At 56.2% G+C, this 14,400-nt stretch carries 12 protein-coding genes and 2 tRNA genes; 6 read left to right on the top strand and 8 right to left on the bottom strand.

Translation table 11 applies throughout. The annotated features are described in order from the left end of the window. Window positions 1–186 precede the first annotated feature (186 nt). On the top strand, window positions 187–2,307 hold the full coding sequence (locus ABJK56_RS07385; protein WP_347244022.1) for a peptidase: 2,121 nt from the start codon (window positions 187–189) through the stop codon (window positions 2,305–2,307). Window positions 2,308–2,509: 202 nt separating this feature from the next. Here the strand turns inward: ABJK56_RS07385 and ABJK56_RS07380 are convergent. After that, window positions 2,510–2,583, bottom strand: a tRNA-Asp gene (locus ABJK56_RS07380). Window positions 2,584–2,865: 282 nt separating this feature from the next. Here ABJK56_RS07380 and ABJK56_RS07375 point away from each other — a divergent pair. After that, window positions 2,866–3,003: a hypothetical protein gene (locus ABJK56_RS07375; RefSeq protein ID WP_347244021.1), complete on the top strand. Its 138-nt coding sequence runs from the start codon at window positions 2,866–2,868 to the stop codon at window positions 3,001–3,003. Between the two features lie 28 nt (window positions 3,004–3,031). Here the strand turns inward: ABJK56_RS07375 and ABJK56_RS07370 are convergent, their stop codons facing one another. From ABJK56_RS07370 to ABJK56_RS07355, 4 genes are all read right to left on the bottom strand, one after another. After that, window positions 3,032–3,886, bottom strand: coding sequence for a glutamine amidotransferase (locus ABJK56_RS07370; RefSeq protein ID WP_347244020.1), 855 nt, complete (start codon window positions 3,884–3,886; stop codon window positions 3,032–3,034). A 149-nt stretch (window positions 3,887–4,035) separates the two neighbouring features. Beyond that, window positions 4,036–4,323 carry a DUF971 domain-containing protein gene (locus ABJK56_RS07365; RefSeq protein ID WP_347244019.1) on the bottom strand — a complete coding sequence of 96 codons (288 nt, stop codon included), beginning with the start codon at window positions 4,321–4,323 and terminating at the stop codon, window positions 4,036–4,038. 60 nt (window positions 4,324–4,383) lie between these two features. Next, window positions 4,384–5,583: a prenyltransferase/squalene oxidase repeat-containing protein gene (locus ABJK56_RS07360; RefSeq protein WP_347244018.1), complete on the bottom strand. Its 1,200-nt coding sequence runs from the start codon at window positions 5,581–5,583 to the stop codon at window positions 4,384–4,386. 280 nt (window positions 5,584–5,863) lie between these two features. After that, entirely contained in the window at window positions 5,864–7,276 is a 1,413-nt protein-coding gene (locus ABJK56_RS07355; RefSeq protein ID WP_347244017.1) for a sigma-54 dependent transcriptional regulator, read from the bottom strand. 360 nt (window positions 7,277–7,636) lie between these two features. Here ABJK56_RS07355 and ABJK56_RS07350 point away from each other — a divergent pair, with 360 nt between their 5' ends. Further along, window positions 7,637–8,269, top strand: coding sequence for a response regulator transcription factor (locus ABJK56_RS07350; RefSeq protein ID WP_347244016.1), 633 nt, complete (start codon window positions 7,637–7,639; stop codon window positions 8,267–8,269). Between the two features lie 196 nt (window positions 8,270–8,465). On the opposite strand, the gene ABJK56_RS07345 is transcribed toward ABJK56_RS07350, so the two are convergent. After that, entirely contained in the window at window positions 8,466–8,930 is a 465-nt protein-coding gene (locus tag ABJK56_RS07345; protein ID WP_347244015.1) for a DUF1844 domain-containing protein, read from the bottom strand. Between the two features lie 716 nt (window positions 8,931–9,646). Between ABJK56_RS07345 and ABJK56_RS07340 the strand changes: the two genes are divergently transcribed. After that, window positions 9,647–10,699, top strand: a complete 1,053-nt coding sequence (locus ABJK56_RS07340; RefSeq protein WP_347244014.1) for a glycosyltransferase family 2 protein — start codon at window positions 9,647–9,649, stop codon at window positions 10,697–10,699. A gap of 133 nt (window positions 10,700–10,832) precedes the next feature. On the opposite strand, the gene ABJK56_RS07335 is transcribed toward ABJK56_RS07340, so the two are convergent. Further along, window positions 10,833–12,173: a BNR repeat-containing protein gene (locus ABJK56_RS07335; RefSeq protein WP_347244013.1), complete on the bottom strand. Its 1,341-nt coding sequence runs from the start codon at window positions 12,171–12,173 to the stop codon at window positions 10,833–10,835. A 317-nt stretch (window positions 12,174–12,490) separates the two neighbouring features. Continuing rightward, window positions 12,491–12,574, bottom strand: a tRNA-Leu gene (locus ABJK56_RS07330). A 184-nt stretch (window positions 12,575–12,758) separates the two neighbouring features. Here ABJK56_RS07330 and ABJK56_RS07325 point away from each other — a divergent pair. Beyond that, entirely contained in the window at window positions 12,759–14,039 is a 1,281-nt protein-coding gene (locus tag ABJK56_RS07325) for a CCA tRNA nucleotidyltransferase (protein WP_347244012.1), read from the top strand. Between the two features lie 40 nt (window positions 14,040–14,079). Further along, on the top strand, window positions 14,080–14,277 hold the full coding sequence (locus ABJK56_RS07320; RefSeq protein WP_347244011.1) for a hypothetical protein: 198 nt from the start codon (window positions 14,080–14,082) through the stop codon (window positions 14,275–14,277). The last annotated feature ends 123 nt before the right edge of the window (window positions 14,278–14,400 follow it).

Raw genomic sequence — 14,400 nt, 5'->3', positions numbered from 1 at the left:
CCGTGTTTCGCGGAAGGGGTGAAAAGACCACTTTTAGGAGACGGGGTTTCCTCCAAACAGGTGACTGGAGCGGGTTGATAAACGCGCCCCGGCCAGGGGCGGCTGGATATACACAAATCATCGGAGCACAGCATCAACGGTGTGAGATCGTTCACAGCCGAGGCTCGTGGTGGAGGCGATTGATCAATGAAAAACACATCCCTTCCTTTCTTCTTTCCTTTGCTGATCGCGATTCTGACGGCAAACGTCGCTCTGCCACAGGGTTATATTGGATACGTCTACCCAGCGGGTGCTCAGCAGGGCACGACAGTGCAGGTCCGTTTGGGTGGCCAGCGGCTGGAGGTCCCGACGGGTGCGATCGTCTCGGGAAAGGGAGTTGAGGCAAAACTTGTCGAATACCGCTGGTACCTCAACAATCAGGAAGTAGCCCTCATGCGGGAGCAACTGCAGATCCTTGAAAAGCTGGCCAAGGGAAAGGAAAGCGCCGGCGAAAAAGTCGATGAAGCTACGCAACGGATGATGGAGCGGATACGAGAGCGGATCGCGGAATGGGAAAACTTTCCCGCCAATCGATCGATCGTGGAGATAGCGATTGTCGAACTCAAAGTGGCGCCGGATGCCGATCCAGGCCCGCGCGAGATCCGACTGGTGACCACGCAGGGAGTGACCAACCCACTCGTCTTTCACATCGGACAGTTCCCCGAGGTAGCTCGGAAGCCGCTTAAATCATGCCCCAAACCGATCCTTGGAAATGAACAGGCTGCCGAAGTGAAGCGTCCGCCCGAAGAGAAAGAAGTGAAGGTGACCATCCCTTGCGTGGTGAATGGACAAATTGCGCCTGGATTTGTGGATGCCTACCGCTTCGAAGCCAAAAAAGGCCAGCGACTGGTGATCAAAGCGGCCACGCGAGAACTGATTCCCTACATTGCGGATGCGGTGCCGGGGTGGTTTCAATCGGTGCTCACCCTGTATGATGCCAACGGTCGCGAGGTCGCCTTCAGCGATAGCTTTCGATTCGACCCTGATCCCGTCATCTACTACGAGGTCCCCGCAGATGGCGAATACGTGCTGACCATTTCCGATGCCCTTTTCCGGGGCCGGGAAGATTTCGTCTATCGGGTGTCCATTGCCGAGGCGCCCTTCATCACGCATATCTTTCCGCTTGGGGGACAGGTGGGGCAGGCGGTTTCCCTGCAAGTAAAAGGCTGGAACACAGATGGCGCCCAGGTGCAGATGCCACCACCAGATGCCGGGCCTGGGATTCACTACATCCGTGTGGTCCGAAACGGTCTGGTTTCCAATCGCGTGCCGTTTGCACTGGACACCCTGCCCGAAGTGTTTGAAAAGGAACCTAATAATCAGCAGGACCAGGCACAACCGGTTTCCCTTCCGGTAATTGTCAACGGGCGCATTGATCAACCCGGCGACTGCGACGTCTTCCGTGTGGAAGGCAAAGCAGGCCAGATGCTCGTGGCGGAAGTCATGGCACGACGCCTGAATTCCCCGCTGGACTCCTTGCTGCGGATTACCGACGCGAACGGTAAACTCCTCGCCATCAACGATGATCACGAGGATCCAGGAATGGGCCAGATGACCTACCACGCGGATTCGTACATCATGTTCCAGCTACCGGCGGACGGAATCTATTTCGTCCATCTCGACGACACCACTCGAAAAGGTGGCGATGAGTACGCGTATCGCTTGCGAGTAAGTGAACCGCGCCCTGATTTTGCCCTCCGGGTGATTCCGTCAGGGTTAGCCATTCGTGCTGAGAGCACCGCTGCCCTGCGGGTGTACGCAATCCGCAAAGACGGATTCGCAGGCGATATCCAGGTGACACTTAAGGATCCGCCGGAAGGTTTCACGAATTCTCCGGTAACTCTGAGGGCCAATCAGGAAATGGTCTCGCTCGGGGTAAAAACAACGTTGAAGGACTCCAACGGGGCCGTCCCGCTCACAGTGATTGGAAAGGCCAAAATTGGGGACCAGGAGATCGTTCATGAGGCTGTCCCCGCCGAGGACAAGATGCAGGCATTCCTGTGGCGGCACCTCCTTCCTGTAGGAGACTTAATGGCCCGGGTGTATGATCCTTCCTATCAGCCGCCACCGAAGCGAACCCCGCCCCAGGTACCGCCGGAAATGGTGGAGGCTGCCCGAAAGGCCATCAAAGAAGCCGGTCGTGCTCCGTTCAGTAAGGCCCAGGTGGCCGGTCGCGTTCGCATGCTCAATATGCTGTACGAGAATGAATTCCTGACCGACGAGTTTTACCTGGCCAAAATGGCCGAATGTGCTGCCGCCGAGGAATAATGCAACACCTCCGGCGATGACGCTGGCGACAAAGCCGGCATTTCCCCTCTAGAAAAGAACCATGATCCCCACAAGTTAGTGGCAAGATCGGACACTATAAGGGAGAACACGTACTGACGAAAATCTAAGCCCTCATCCTGTGGGGCCGAAGCAGTAAACAAAAAAGGGCTGCGTCGAGGGCAAGACGCAGTCCTTTTTTCAGCGAGGGCGACGGGACTCGAACCCGCAACCACCGGATCGACAGTCCGGTACTCTAACCAATTGAGCTACGCCCCCAGTACATTGGCATCCTCTTATTTAGAATATTCCTCAGCTCGGCCGATTGGTCAAGCCCCCGCCCCCCGGCCACTTTCAACCCGTATAACCCGGGGCAAACCCTCTACCCTGCCCCGCACCGGGCCCAGAGAGCAGACAAACTCCCCTCTTAAACAGGGGTTTCGATTCCACAAGGAAAACGGTTTTCTGCCCTAACAAAAATGTGTGCTAAACTCTTTACAGGGCACTTCTTTAAGCGTCTCAGCCCTGACCTTCTCAGCGGCTTGGGAGGTCTATCATACCATGCTTGAACGGTGTTTGTCGTTCATCGATCGGTGGCTCAATTATTTGGGTCCTCGCGAATGGCTGATCGTGGCCGTGGTGGGACTTGCTTTGGGAGCCCTCTGGCTACGCGGGTTCGGTTCCCGCAGTGAGTACTGACGCATGCGCCATATGGTCCAGTTTTAGTTCAATGTTTCCCTGGAAGGGAGTCTCCAATTTCGTTGCTGCTTGTTGGAGCCGTTACAGACACCGGGGGAGCGGCGAGCTCTTCCTCCGGATACGCGTCGGGCATTTCCCGCAACTTCCCAGTCCAGGCAATGATATTGCCCAGCAGCCGGACGTAGGCATCCCCCACCTCGATATAGCCCCCCGGCGGAATCTGCGCCACGATCCGGTACACACCCCAGTCCACCATTCCGCCGATCCAGTGGGGAGCCACATCAAAAGCGAGAGCAGCCGTTCTGCCGGCACCAAATCGGCTTACGACGAGGAGAGGAACTGTATCGACCACGGACACGTCCAACTTGCCATTGCTATTTGAAACTGCAAGACGGTCACCGACAAGCAACGTGGTGGCCTGCGGCTTGGGAAATATCTGATTGAACCCGGCGACCAACGGCGGTTTATCCCAGGGGAGACCATCCGTGATCGGATGCCGTTTCGCCATTCGGACGACGCATCCCTGAGGGCAATTGACGCGGTCGTCGGACATGCTCAGATAGACCGGCAACACCTGGGCAATCGGACGATTCACATATTCTCCTACTCGGCCAAAGTAGCTTTCCCAGCCACCGATCATGAGAAGCCCTGAGCCTTGCTTCACATGTTCGGCAATCTGTTTAAGCTGCGTTAACGTGAAACCAACTGACGGGTAGTCGCTGATGACGTAGAGGGCGAACGGCTCTTTGAGGAGGTCGTCCGGGACGTGTCGCCGACTGGGAACATGCTCGTAGTCGAAGCCGCAGTACTCCATAACACCGGCCAGGTAGGCGGCTGGTCCTGTGAGTTCATCGTCACCGAAGTAACAAACCCGTGGAAGCATAAAACCACCTCATTCAAATTCGTCCGGGGAAAAGGACACGAGGCCCCGTAATGACGACCCTCTTCCATTGTTCTTCCAACGGACCAGGATAACAAGAATGCTCCACGGGCGATCTGGAAAAGATCAAGACCAGCATTCAAGACGGCCGACTACGATCGCTGGCCGATTTCGTACAGGTAGTCGAGGGTGTAAATTCCCGTGTCGTGGCCGTCACTGAATCCGATTTTGTAGGCGTAGTTGCCTACTGGCTTCACTTCTTTGAGCGTGACCCGGGGAGCCTCCGTGGGAGCTGCACGCGCGATTCTCTCTTTGCACGTGGCGCACGGACACAGTTGACGAAGTCTGTCGGGAGGATAACGTGCCGTGACCCCGTCATTCCATTCAATGACGAGGTCACCGCCTTCTAACCGCAGCACCAGAGGTCTTGGGGAAGACATACGGAACTGTCTGCTAGGCTGACATTAAGTGCCCGTAGAAGACGCTTCACGATCTGCCGCTCACGGTCGGGCCGCGCTGGCAGGGTGCGACGAACCGCTGTTGGCCAACTTGACTTCGGTTGGCCGACAGTACGACAGCGCCAGCAATGCGTAAGCTGTCACGAGGTTCGGGTCGCCCTCCATCCAGCGATCGGCCGTGTTGACCCACGAGCCGTCTTCACGCTGACGCTTTGCAAGAGCCTCAAACAATTCCGCGCGCCAATCGTGTCGTCTTCCCTGGGCATCGACAAAGAACGGCTCTCCGAGAGCGTCCATCGTTTTGGCAAAGGTGTGGTAGTAGTAGTACAGGCCTTGCTGGCCCAGCCCGGGATTGCTGTCGAGGTCGTAATGCTGCGCGATCCACCGCTTGGCTGCCTGAACGCGCGGGTCGTCCGCCGTAAGACCGGCATAAATAAGACTCTTTAAACCGGCATACGTCATAGATCCATAACTGCGAAGGCCACCCGTTGGAGTTTGGCCAGCCATGCTCTGTCCGCCCGCAGCACAGGTGTAATAAAAGCCGCCATCGGGATTTTTGCTCGCGAACGGGGTGGTATTGTACTGTGTTTCCAGATTTTGGCACCGGGAAACAAAGATCAGGGCCTTCTGAATCGCAGGATCGTCCGGTCCACGTCCGACAGCACGCAGGGCATCGATGAGAAACGCCGTGTTGGAGAGATCCGGTCTCTTACTCCGACCGTAGCCGGCACCCCCGTAAAAATAATCACTCGGATCTTTGTCTTCACTCTCATCCCATTGAATGCCCTTGACGAATTTTTCAGCGCGGGCGATCACGTCTTTATAGCGATCAGGATCGGCCCACTGAAAGCACATCATGGCAATGCAAGTTTCATAGTTTTTGTAAAAGCCATTGGGCGTATAAATGCCGCCATCGGGTTGAATCTGTTTCTCCAAATAACCCAGGCCAGCACGCACCGGCGGATCATGGGCAGTTAGTCCACTTCGCACCAGGGCTGCCACAGCCAAAGCCGTGATCCCCACTCCCGTTTCTGGCGAGAAGGACCCATCCGTCATCTGATGCGTCACGAGGTAGTTGACCCCTTTGTCCACGCATGTCTTGTAGGCTGCGGGATCCGGACCGACTCTGACGCCGACCGCCTCCTCACCGTGGGCGTCCGCCCAGGAGGTGGCCCACAGCATCACCACGCTCATCGCGGTTGCCAGGAAACGAATCCAAAAGGAAACATTGGGAATACTCATTGGGTGCATCCTTCCTCTAAAGTTGAAATCGACCAGAAGATATACCCGCTTGCGCAAGTTAGGTCATCCTACCGAAGCCACCCCGGTGGCGCGAAGCAAAATCAATACCAACAACTTTAGAATTGTTTTCGAGCTCGCTGTGCGACCGCGATCACTCTGCTTAACTTTCGCTGAATCGTCAATTTAGATTATAAGGAGTGGACCACGTTCGTGTGGCATGAGTAACCGAATTATTCGGCAACTTGGTGTTCTGTCGCGCCGATCGACACGCGTGTCGAGATCACCGACATATCGCGGCCCCGTGTTGCTCAGATTTTTCGCGCGCAGATTCCGGCTCTTCGATCCCCAGACGCTTCATCTTTTTATACAGCGTCGTGCGATTGATCCCCAGGGCTTTGGCCGTCGCCTGACGATTCCAGTTATGCATCTCCAACATTTGCAGAATTATCTGCCGCTCGGGGAGCTGGAGAGCCTGTTTTAAGGGAGCTTTTTCAGGAGTGCTCAAACCGGGAGTGAGCGCCGCTGCTACATCCGGGGGCAGGTCTTCTAGGGTGATGACAGGTTTTCGGCCTAGAAGGACAGCCCTTTCAAGGACGTTCTGAAGCTCTCGGACATTGCCAGGCCACCGATAGGCCTGGAGGGCAGCCATGGCCTCGTCGCTGAGACTCTTGAGGGGTTTTCCCATTTCCTCGCAGATCCGTTTGAGGAAGTGCTCAGCGAGAAGGGGAATATCCGATACACGTTCCCGCAGCGGCGGCAGCTCGATGTTGATGACGTTGATCCGGTAATACAGATCCCGCCGGAACCGTCCTTCCTGAACCGCCTTTTGCAGGTCCTCGTTGGTGGCCAGGATAACCCGCACGTCCACTGTGATCGTCTCAGTACTGCCAACTGGTTCAAACTGGTAGTCTTGCAGAACACGGAGGAGTTTGACCTGCAGCGCCGGGCTTGCCGTCCCAATCTCGTCCAGAAAGATCGTGCCACCATCCGCTTGTTTGAATTTTCCGATCTTATCGCCTGTGGCACCGGTGAAGGCTCCCGCCACGTGTCCAAAAAGTTCACTCTCCAGAAGCGTTTCGGGCAGCGCCCCACAGGCCACCTCTACGAACGGTTTGTCCCGGCGGCTGCTCCGCCGATGAATGGCCCGCGCGATCAGGGACTTGCCTGTACCGCTTTCCCCCGTGATGAGGACGGTCGCTTTTGTGTCGGCTACAGCCTCGATCATGTCGTACACTCGGAGCATCCGGTGGTCTCGGCCCACAATGGCATCCAGGCCATAGCGTAAGTCGAGTTGTGTCTTAAGATTTTTGTTTTCCTCGACCACGCGTTTCTGATTGAGCGCACGCTCGATGGCGACCTGAAGCTCCTCGTCGATGAGCGGTTTGGTGAGAAAATCGAACGCCCCGGCGCGAATCGCCTCGACAGCAAGGTCCACGGAACCGTAGCCCGTCACCAGAATGACGGGCATTTCTGGGTACCGTTCCCGGCAAAATCTCAGAATGTCGAACCCGTCGCCGTCGGAAAGCCGGACGTCCACGACGGCAACGTCGTACGACCGCCGCGTCAGCTCCCGAAGCGACTCCTCGACACCGGCCGCCGTGTCCACGCGATAACCCTGCTCCCGTAGCCAGTTGGCCATCGCCTGAAGAAGGTGGCGATCGTCGTCAACGAGCAAGAGCGCTGCCTTGGGCATGGGAGGCACCTACTCAATCGAGACCCATCAGTGAGGAAGGAAGCCCCAACGAGGGCAGAAACATAAAAACCCGTCGAGAAGTATCTACCTCACGCAAAGCCATTCGTCAACATGCGCAATCTAGGAAACATAAGCAGGAGTATGCGATAGAACGCGGAGCCCCGGCCTGAGGAGACACCCTCAGAAGTGGGGGGATGATGATTAACTCACCTTGGTGGTGGTTTCCATTCCACCTCTAGAGTGGTATGATATGAGTTGAGAGGACGTATGGCACGCCTCCTTGCGCTCGAGGGAAGGGACGCAGTAAAACCTCGTGCCAAACGCTGTCAGAAATGAGCTCTCAATTGGAGGGACCTTAAGATGGCGATTCGCGTTGTCATAGCCGACGATCATGAGGTGATCCGATGGGGTTTGAAAGAGCTCCTCAAAGGCTCCGATATCGAGGTCATCGGTGAAGCCGCCACTGGCGACGAGACCGTTCAAACGGTGAAAGCCCTTCGCCCGGACGTCCTCATTCTGGACATCCGCTTTCCCGACCTCGACGGTCTGGAAACCCTGGTGAAAATTCGCGAGGCGGGCCTGGACACCCGGGTGGTCCTGCTTTCCACCTATGACTATCAAAGTTATGCCGCCAGAGCCGTTGCACTTGGGGTCTCCGAATACCTTTTGAAAGGGGCCGGGCGAGAGGAGATCCTCCGGGCCATACATGCGGCTGCGGCCGGGGAACCGCCCAAAATCGACAGCCGACTGGGTGAGGTCATTCAGGCGATGCAGTCCAAACAACCCATCGAGGATGACATGGTCCAGCTCACCCAGCGGGAAACTCAGGTACTCCGGCATATCGCGTTGGGACTTTCCAACAGAGAGATCGCGAACTCCCTGGCTATCAGCGTGGAAACGGTCAAAGAGCACGTCCAGAATATCCTGCGAAAACTGAACGTGAATGATCGCACGCAGGCTGCGGTTTGGGCGGTGAGGAAAGGCCTGGTGTGACCACTGGCGAAGGAGGTCGCCTCTTCAGCAACCTCCAAAACGGACGGCAGAAATCGCGTTGGTGGGACTTCGGCATGTAAAACTGGGTGCGCCCGGAAATTACCCAGTTCCTTCCTAGCCCAATCCCCGCCGTAACGAGGATGGGTTTCATTTTGGCCCCTTTTTTCAACACAATCTTCATTCCAGAAAGGGTAATTTAAGAAGAGCGCTTTTGTGCCGACTGAATCTGCACAAAGGCGAGGCGAAGTTCGTGGAGCATTTGTTCCAACGCCTGTTTTTCTTCTGGCGTGATGTTTCCACTTGTCTTCTCATAGAGCAGATTGATTGTGTCAATGAGGTGCCTGGCCCGATTCAGCCGCACCTCGACCTTTCCGGTCAGAGGATCAGGCAAAAGCCCCAGGGCCGCTAGAGCCTGCATGGAAAAGCTGCTCGCCAGGCCGGTCAAAGTGGGCGGCGGCAAAGGCGGGTCACCTTCCCCGGCCGACGGCGAGGACTCCCGCTGCTTTTGGCTCTCCTGCTTTTCCTTTTCCACCCGGGCTTTCCAGTCTTCGTCCACAACAATCCGCTCATCGGTCGGGCCTGCAGATTCAGCCGTCTCTTGAGGCTGGCCCCAGTGATTTTTTGGCTGCTCCGATTGGCCGTGTGAATCGTCTGCCCACATGTTCGTTTCCTCCGCTCCCTGAATAGGTTAAATCGATTCCGAGTTATCGGCGGGCCCGTCGGCCGCGCCAAGCCCGGCGGATCATTCCCGCGTGCCTTCTCGCGAAAGTGGGCATGCTTGCCTACATTGCTACCTGCCCTTCCAGTCTGCAAGACCGAAAAAGCGTCATCTCCCGTGCGAGCTACTACTCTGCACGGGTACAGTTACCAGCCCCTTAAATTTCCTCGCGACTTTAATTTCAGTTTCTGATTCCTGCTATCCAAGTCAAGAGTTAGAAAAAGGGAAGTTCCCCAGCCGTAAGCGGCAAATGCAACGCTGAGAATTTGGGGAGCGGTGAGTTCTTTCCCTTGTACTCCGCCCAAAGCGCACCACCAACTGGGAAAAGCTCCGCTGTATCCTTCACGGACGACACCTCCCGGTTGGGGTGATTCCGAATCGCCCCCAACCGAGCTCGGAATTTGTGTTGGATCGTGTTTGTTTCGTATTTCAGGAGGTGTCGAAAAATTGACGTTGCCCGAGTTTGCGCGGTTTCGCTATACTTGACCGCTCCCGCGTGACGTGAAGGATGGGTTCATTATCTCAAAACCCATGAAGACCAAAGGCACCAACAACCGCTGGTGCCATGCCGCGTCTCGGACAATCGAGGCAACCAAAAGCTCTGCAAGAGTCTTCCTATTCCTGGCCAGGTTTGGAACGATTTCGGCAAGGAAGCTGAAATGGATTCTGTCGCTTGCGAGGGAGTGACGAGGCAGCCACTTTCGGTGTCTGTGGTAGTTCCGCTGCACAATGAAGCGGGCAACATCGAGACCCTGCACAGCGAATTGAGAGAGGTTCTTCAATCTCTCGGCTGTTGCTGGGACATCTGCTACGTGGACGATGGTTCCACCGACGAGACTCCGCAGAAACTCGCTCAAATTGCTGAAAGAGACGGCAACGTGCAGGTGATTTTTCTCACTCGACGGTTCGGTCAGGCGGCCGCTCTTCGCGCGGGCATGGATGCCTCGCATGGGGACATCGTGATCACACTTGACGGGGATCTCCAAAACGATCCCCGAGACATCCCGCATTTCCTGGCGAAAATTGCGGAGGGTTACGACGTCGTCCACGGCTGGCGACTGCAACGACAAGATTCTTATTTGCGTCGGCGTCTCCCTTCCCAGGTCGCTAACTGGTTGATCCGCAAACTGACAGGTGCCCCCACACCTGACCTGGGCTGTGGGATCCGCGCAATGCGGCGCTGGGTGGTGGAGCATCTGGAACTGGTTGGCGACATGCACCGATATTTACCCATCCTGGCACGCGACCTAGGGGCCAGGAGCACGGTGATCGTCGTGAATCACCGTCCGAGAAGATTTGGAAAAAGCAAATACGGACTTCGCAGATTCTTCGCGGTTCTGGCAGATTTGCCCCTCATCATATTTCTCACACGATATCGGTGGAGACCCATTCGACTGATGGCAGCCCTGTCCACCGTGGTCGGATGCCTGGGAACCATGGCAGCAGTACCGGGGATCGTGTGGACCGCCTTTGGCCGTTTGCCCCTCGGCATCCCGCTTGTGGCGGCAGCGGTGGTCTCGTGGGGAATGAGTCTTCTTCTCCTCGCCGTGGGGCTCCTTGCTGAACTTCAAGTCCGCCTGGCAACCACAGCAGGAAGGAATGCCCCATATTTGATTCGGTCGGTGGTTTCAAACAAACAGGAGGCCAAAGTCGTTCGATTTCCGCAACCACCATCTCCGGTAAGCTCGGGCCGAACAGGATCGTTTGGCTGAACGCGGCGCACAACCCTCTTACGAGGTTCCTTCCTGTTGACTTACACAGATGGAGTGAGACAGGTTTGGAACGGAAATGTCCATCACGTTAGCCTGACAAGACGGACAACTTACTGTGGTCTGCGGAACCTGATCACGGCACGCGTCTCAAGTGATACAGTCGTAAAGTGCTAGGAGGTGGGAGTGGGCCAGGGCGAGGTCGGTCGCGGTTGGGAGGCAGCGTCTCCCATTTGAGCAAGTAAGATTCTTTACCCGGTGGCTCGCCCGAGTCCCAGGCGAAGCGAACCTCCATCCCTGGGAATTCGGATTCTCGTCGCGTGATTTCTCCGGGTAACCGAATGGCATGCCGGCAGGTGTCAATCGGCCGCAACGTCTCCTCGTCCAGGACCCACGTACCGCTTCCATACTGACTGTGCTTAAATGTCTGAACGAGGTATCCCGCCTGCGCAATCCGTACGGGGCCTGGGGAGATTTCAATTCCAATACTTCCCCCGCCCGAAAATTCCCACCGATATTCCCAGTTGCTCGTTTGATAAATCACCCAGCGATCCTTTTCCCATCGGGCGTTATAGATTTGGCTTCGCCCAGACTGGTCGTATTTGTGATAGGTGACAATCGGGCGGTGCTGAGTGTCGAATCCCACATGATGCCCGACGTTGATCAGTCCCAGTTTGACGGGCACCGGATCAACAATCACACCCGGCGTCGCTGCTGTGATGGGCGGGGTGAGAGGCGTGCCATCGACTGTCTCCCAGTGGACGAGATCGCGGCTTCGAGCATAGCTGATGTCGTGGTTCGTACTGCAATCCGGGGTGTCCCGCCACATCCAGCAGAGATGCCACAGTCCGTCGGGACCCAATATCGGACCCGACGGATAGGCGCTCATTTGTTCGCCACCATCCAAAAGCGGGACCGGCAAAAGACGCCGCCAGGATTGTGATTCGACGTCGTAAATATTGAAAAGCTGACGTCCGCGACCGCTGGCACCATCGCGGTAATAAAAGACCAGGTCGCCCTCCGGTGTACTGATGAAACGGGGATAGGTGACCCGGTCTTCGTTCACACCAACCATCCTGTGGACAGGAATTAAACTTTCCAAATTGTGCGGCGCAGTCATGCGAAAATAAATGAGCGGCGTCACGTGCATATTGCCGCTCACATGCAGGCAACCGCGCTTGTCCACCGCCAAAGCAATGCTGTTATGACTGTCCCATCCGACCGACGTTGGAAGCTTTTTGAAGCGAAAATGTGATTCATCAAGTTTCCGCTGTCCGACAACCATTTGCCGGTCGGCATCATAAAAGGCCACATACTGATAGGGTGAAACGGTGAGGAGAAAAAAGCCCACAGGGTGGCCCGCCCAAACCGACCCAATCTCACAAGCGTCGAGAATTTCCCACTTCTCCGTGACAATGTCACACGGCGCATTAGCCGCATACACCAGTGCTAGGAAGGTACAGAAAATCGTGGACATGAACGCCTCCTTTCTAGGAAAAAGGGGTGGTTCAAGGCGTGGCGGGTCTCTAGACTGTAACGAGAGTATACCGGTAAATCATCGAGAAGGGAGAGATGCAGGATTGGCTCTCCGGCGTAGCCCTGATAGGGAACGCGCACAGTGGCTGGAAAGTTGGCCGGAACACTTAGGCCCGCTAAGCGAAGTTTGGGGGAAGTCCGGGCAGGTCAGAAACGATCGCGATCAGTGCCCTTGGGATAGGCCAAACCATCGTGCGGCGGCCATTTGGCGCTCATTGAGGAGCTCCGTGAAGCGCTCGGCAGAACCTCAAAAACAAATGCCCTGGAGAGGATTCGAACCTCCAAGGGGTTTCCCCCACATGGTCCTGAGCCATGCGCGTCTGCCAGTTCCGCCACCAGGGCATCTGCCAATGACCCAGCCGAAACACTAGGCCTCCGGCGTCTTTGGCCACATTCGGTTTGCCAGACACGCCGGTTAACAGGCCATCTCACTGGGTTTCTTAGGCCTTGTCATTTATCATTCTAATATTTGCCCGGCAAGTCGGGAAGCCTGTCCCTTCGTGGCAATTTGGCCGTCAAAACCAGCATGCCATCTGAGCTTGATCCCAAAAAGCAGCGTGAATTCGCCGTGCGGGTGGTGAAGCAGCTCCGCGAGGCGGGATTTGTCGCCTATTGGGCGGGTGGTTGTGTCCGCGACCAACTCCTCGGTCGTACGCCCAAAGATTACGACGTCGTAACCAATGCCTTGCCGGAACAGGTACGGAAAATTTTTGGACACCGGCGGACTTTTGCCGTTGGGGCAGCCTTTGGGGTCATCACAGTTAACGGACCGAAAGGCGCCGGCCAAATCGAGGTTGCCACCTTTCGATCCGATTTGGGCTACAGCGACGGGCGACATCCGGATCGGGTCGTGTTTTCATCTCCCCAGGAGGACGCCCTGCGAAGAGATTTCACGATCAACGGCCTGTTTTATGACCCTATCGAAGATCGCGTTATCGACTACGTGGGGGGTGTTGACGACATCCAACGGCGAATCATTCGAGCGATCGGTGACCCGTATCAGCGGTTTGCCGAAGACAAACTGCGGATGCTCCGCGCGGTACGCTTCGTGGCGGAGCTTCAGTTTTCTCTTGATCCCCACACAGCGGCCGCTATTCGCGAACTTGTTCCTCAGATTCGCCAGGTCAGTCCAGAGCGGATTCTCATGGAATTGGAGCGACTTTTCGTCGCTCCCGGGCGTGTGGAGGGGCTTCGCTTATTCCGCGAACTGGGCTTTCTAGATGTCCTTCTCCCAGAATTGAAACCGGATACGGAGGAAAGACAATCGATCTGGGAACTCAACCTCCGTGTCCTCGGAGCGTTAACGGACCCAGACTTCCCCGTGGCATTTGCCGCGGTGGCCAGGAAATTGGTCACGCCTGCCGAATTGCCCCCCATCTGTAAAAGGTTGCGCATGTCGAACCAAGTTACGGCCAAGATTATTTGGCTGATCGAGCACGAGAATGATCTCGACTGTGCCCATCTCAGGCCCTGGTGGGAGGTCCAACCCATTCTTATCTCACCCTGGGTTCACGATCTGCTCAAACTGGCAGAAACTTGCGCCGTTCAGGAAGGCAAGAATGATCTTGCGAGCTTTCACTGGTGTCGGGAGCGGCTCCAGTGGCCACCCGAAAAACTCAATCCTCCCTTTCTTATCAAAGGAGACGACCTTCATGCTTTGGGATTACCGCCGGGGCCCATCTATCGGCAAATCCTTCAGGAAGTTCGCCGGGCCCAGTTGGACGGGGTTATCCAGTCGCGCGAAGCAGCCATTGAATGGATCCAGCGAAAGCTAAAATCAATGAATGGCACGGGCGAACGCAAATAACTTCGGCAGCGCCAATGCGATTAAGGAGGCAAAGGTTACAATGAGCAAAATGGACAAGAATCTCAACAAGCGGGATGCGCGAAAATTAGACGCCCTCCGAAAACGCTTACGGGAGCTTCAGCTACGCCTGGCAGGGGCCAAAAAGCAGCCGGACGACCCCCGAGAAATTGAAACACTCACAAAAGAGATCGCGGCCGTGGAGGCGGAGATCGCTCGGATCACTGGGCAGCAGTGTTGATGAGGCGATGTCAACGCAGCGACTGTCGTTCGCCAGCCCGGCTATCAGTTGACGGACAACCCCGGCCGAAGTCGTCCCGAAGCAATCGGCGATAAAACTTTGGTGCAAAGACGGTAATGGGAA

Source organism: Thermogutta sp. (assembly GCF_039793925.1).
In the GTDB taxonomy this organism is placed as follows: domain Bacteria; phylum Planctomycetota; class Planctomycetia; order Pirellulales; family Thermoguttaceae; genus Thermogutta.
Note: the sequence above shows the minus strand (reverse complement) of the source record. Positions and strands in the feature narration are given on the sequence as shown.

Coding starts and splice junctions, on each gene's coding strand:
- ABJK56_RS07385 (WP_347244022.1), top strand. CDS start 187: ATGAAAAACACATCCCTTCCTTTCTTCTTTCCTTTGCTGATCGCGATT.
- ABJK56_RS07375 (WP_347244021.1), top strand. CDS start 2,866: ATGCTTGAACGGTGTTTGTCGTTCATCGATCGGTGGCTCAATTATTTG.
- ABJK56_RS07370 (WP_347244020.1), bottom strand. CDS start 3,886: ATGCTTCCACGGGTTTGTTACTTCGGTGACGATGAACTCACAGGACCA.
- ABJK56_RS07365 (WP_347244019.1), bottom strand. CDS start 4,323: ATGTCTTCCCCAAGACCTCTGGTGCTGCGGTTAGAAGGCGGTGACCTC.
- ABJK56_RS07360 (WP_347244018.1), bottom strand. CDS start 5,583: ATGAGTATTCCCAATGTTTCCTTTTGGATTCGTTTCCTGGCAACCGCG.
- ABJK56_RS07355 (WP_347244017.1), bottom strand. CDS start 7,276: ATGCCCAAGGCAGCGCTCTTGCTCGTTGACGACGATCGCCACCTTCTT.
- ABJK56_RS07350 (WP_347244016.1), top strand. CDS start 7,637: ATGGCGATTCGCGTTGTCATAGCCGACGATCATGAGGTGATCCGATGG.
- ABJK56_RS07345 (WP_347244015.1), bottom strand. CDS start 8,930: ATGTGGGCAGACGATTCACACGGCCAATCGGAGCAGCCAAAAAATCAC.
- ABJK56_RS07340 (WP_347244014.1), top strand. CDS start 9,647: ATGGATTCTGTCGCTTGCGAGGGAGTGACGAGGCAGCCACTTTCGGTG.
- ABJK56_RS07335 (WP_347244013.1), bottom strand. CDS start 12,173: ATGTCCACGATTTTCTGTACCTTCCTAGCACTGGTGTATGCGGCTAAT.
- ABJK56_RS07325 (WP_347244012.1), top strand. CDS start 12,759: ATGCCATCTGAGCTTGATCCCAAAAAGCAGCGTGAATTCGCCGTGCGG.
- ABJK56_RS07320 (WP_347244011.1), top strand. CDS start 14,080: ATGAGCAAAATGGACAAGAATCTCAACAAGCGGGATGCGCGAAAATTA.